Below are 2,451 nucleotides of genomic sequence, written 5' to 3'. Positions count from 1 at the left end.
GCTGCGGGCAGATGATGTGGATATGCGCGTCGAAGCCGCCTGATGTCAGGATCTTGCCTTCGCCGGCGATGATCTCGGTGCCGGGGCCGATGATGATGGTGACGCCATCCTGCGTGTCCGGATTGCCGGCCTTGCCGATGGCCGCGATGCGCCCGTCGCGAAGCCCGACATCGGCCTTGAAGATGCCTGCACTGGCATCGATCACCAGCGCGTTGGTGATCACGGTATCGACGGCGCCTTGCGCCCTGGAAACCTGGCTCTGGCCCATGCCGTCGCGGATCACCTTGCCGCCGCCGAATTTCACCTCTTCGCCATGGATGGTGAGATCCTTCTCGACCTCGATGAACAGTTCGGTGTCGGCAAGCCGTACTCTGTCGCCGACCGTCGGGCCGTACATCTGCGCGTAGGCGGCGCGGGTAATTCTGGCCATCAGCGATTGCTCCCGAAATGCGGTTTGCCGAAATGCGGTTGGATTGAAGCGCGGCTGCACATTGCTGCCATCCTATGGTCACGCAATGACCTGCTGGGCGACACCTTCTGATCCCATTTGGCGGTTGAGGTTAGGGCGTCACCCCAGACCGACCGTTTGCCAATCGATGGAAAGGAAAATCCATGCGCAAAACGATAGTTCTTGCCGCCGCCGCCAGCCTGATGCTGGCGGGCGCCGCCAGTGCCCAGGAGCAACCCGCGCCACAGCCCGCTCCGGCGCCGGCAACGCCTGCTCCAGCCACGCCCCAGGCTCAGCCCGCGGTGCCGACGATCCAGAGCGTCAACATCGTCGACATCACCGAGTTGCCAAAGGACACCCAGACGCAGGTCAACCAGGTGATCGCCCAGCGCGGCGATGACGGCTTGAAGAAACTGCGCAGCTCGATCGACGCCACACCCAAGGTCAAGTCGGCGCTCGAGGCCAAGGGAATGACCTCGGCGCAGGTGGTCGCAGCCAGTATGGAACCCAATGGCGCACTGACCCTGATCACCAAGAAGGCGAGCTGACGCCACGGCATGGCGGGCCGGCATCCGGCCGGCCGGCCGCATCGGGAAAGGAACCTTCGCCGGGCGGGATTCGTTTTGTTCTTTTCGCGCTAACCCGCGCCCCGAAACGATTTCTCTCAGGAGCGAGCGATGGCGATCACTTCTTTCTCGACCAGAATGCAGGCAGTCGCCGCCATGACGTTCCTGGCGGCGGCTGGTGCTGCTGCCGGACTGAAGGCGCAAGGACTGGAAAGCACGGAGACCGTCAATCGCATCGTCGGCTCGCAGGTCAAGCAGGAAGAGGCCAAGGCCAACACTGAGGCCGGCAACGTCAACACGGCGATCGACCGCACGCGTGAAAACATCGGCACGGTGCGCAAGACATCCAAGCTCGACAAGGTCGACATCGTGTTCCTCACCGATGCCGCGCGCAGCGAAGGCGGCCCGCCGCCGGAGATCGAGGCCAAGGTCAAGCAGCATCAGGACGACATTACGGAGCTGCGCAAGGAGATCGAGGCCAACGCGCTGCTGTTCAACGCCATCGAATCGCGGCGCGTGCAGGCGCAGGATGTCCTCGCCGTCGAATTCGACAATCCCGGAAAGATCGTCATCTACGCCGCGGCCAAGCCATCGAACTGAGCTGAGCGCGCCGGAAGATCTCACAGCTTGCCCATCACCTTCTGCTGAAATCCGTAGACCTCGCGCTTGCCGCCGAGCGGCACCAGCGTGACGTCGCGCTCCTGGCCCGGCTCGAAGCGCATGGCCGTGCCCGCGGCAATGTCGAGGCGCATGCCCCTGGCGCGCTCACGGTCGAATTTCAGCCCCTCATTGGTCTCGAAGAAATGGTAGTGGCTGCCGACCTGGATCGGCCGGTCGCCGCTGTTGGCGACTTTCAGGGTGACGGTCTGCAGGCCCTTGTTGAGCTCGATGTCGCCGCCCACCGTGATGATTTCACCGGGGATCATGGTCACCCTCACACGATGCCGAAGGCGAGACCGATGCCGATCGCCGCGCAGGCGGCACCGGCAGCGCGGGCCAGGCCACGAAACCGGATGCCGAGACCGAGACCGGTGGCGATGCCGGTGGCATGCAGCAACAGCGTGGCGGTGGCAAAGCCGGCCATGTATTCAAGCCCGCCGGCATTCTCCGGCACCTCGGTGCCATGCGCGTGGCCGTGGAAAAGTGCGAACAGGCCGATGATGGCGACGCCGGCCGAGACCGGCAGATCGATCGCCAGCGCCACCAGCAGTCCGAGTGTCACGACCGATGCCAGTATGCCCGGTTCGACGAAGGGCAGCGGCATATGCAGCATGCCCAGCGCGCCGCCGACCACCATGACGCCGACAAAGGCAGCCGGCCAGGCAAGAACCGCCTTGCCGCCCTTGAGCGCCGCCCACAGCCCGACCGCGATCATCACCGTCATGTGATCGAGGCCGGAGAGCGGGTGCATGAAGACGGCCGTGAAGGAGGAGGGGG

At 64.5% G+C, this 2,451-nt stretch carries 4 protein-coding genes and 1 pseudogene; 2 read left to right on the top strand and 3 right to left on the bottom strand.

From position 1 onward, the window contains the following. A pseudogene (gene ureC / locus EOA22_RS30850) lies at positions 1 to 433 on the bottom strand (urease subunit alpha); the annotation flags it as partial. 179 nt (positions 434 to 612) lie between these two features. Here ureC and EOA22_RS30845 point away from each other — a divergent pair. Next, the gene (locus EOA22_RS30845) at positions 613 to 996 is read left to right on the top strand and encodes a hypothetical protein (RefSeq protein WP_063169756.1); all 384 of its coding nucleotides are present in this window, start codon (positions 613 to 615) and stop codon (positions 994 to 996) included. A 129-nt stretch (positions 997 to 1,125) separates the two neighbouring features. Continuing rightward, positions 1,126 to 1,614 (top strand): hypothetical protein, encoded by a 489-nt coding sequence (locus tag EOA22_RS30840; protein WP_027161068.1) that lies wholly within the window; start codon positions 1,126 to 1,128, stop codon positions 1,612 to 1,614. A gap of 20 nt (positions 1,615 to 1,634) precedes the next feature. On the opposite strand, the gene EOA22_RS30835 is transcribed toward EOA22_RS30840, so the two are convergent. Continuing rightward, complete coding sequence (locus tag EOA22_RS30835; RefSeq protein WP_013528398.1) at positions 1,635 to 1,940, bottom strand: urease subunit beta; 306 nt, start codon at positions 1,938 to 1,940, stop codon at positions 1,635 to 1,637. An 8-nt stretch (positions 1,941 to 1,948) separates the two neighbouring features. Continuing rightward, a partial coding sequence (locus EOA22_RS30830; protein ID WP_164756073.1) for a HupE/UreJ family protein occupies positions 1,949 to 2,451 on the bottom strand: 503 nt, incomplete at its 5' end.

Origin of the sequence: Mesorhizobium sp. M7A.F.Ca.US.014.04.1.1 (assembly GCF_003998745.1) — a bacterium.
Taxonomy (GTDB): Bacteria; Pseudomonadota; Alphaproteobacteria; order Rhizobiales; family Rhizobiaceae; genus Mesorhizobium; species Mesorhizobium ciceri.
Note: the sequence above shows the minus strand (reverse complement) of the source record. Positions and strands in the feature narration are given on the sequence as shown.

What these genes read in the sequence shown, in the direction of transcription:
- EOA22_RS30845 (WP_063169756.1), top strand. Translation starts at nt 613, where the DNA reads ATGCGCAAAACGATAGTTCTTGCCGCCGCCGCCAGCCTGATGCTGGCG.
- EOA22_RS30840 (WP_027161068.1), top strand. Translation starts at nt 1,126, where the DNA reads ATGGCGATCACTTCTTTCTCGACCAGAATGCAGGCAGTCGCCGCCATG.
- EOA22_RS30835 (WP_013528398.1), bottom strand. Translation starts at nt 1,940, where the DNA reads ATGATCCCCGGTGAAATCATCACGGTGGGCGGCGACATCGAGCTCAAC.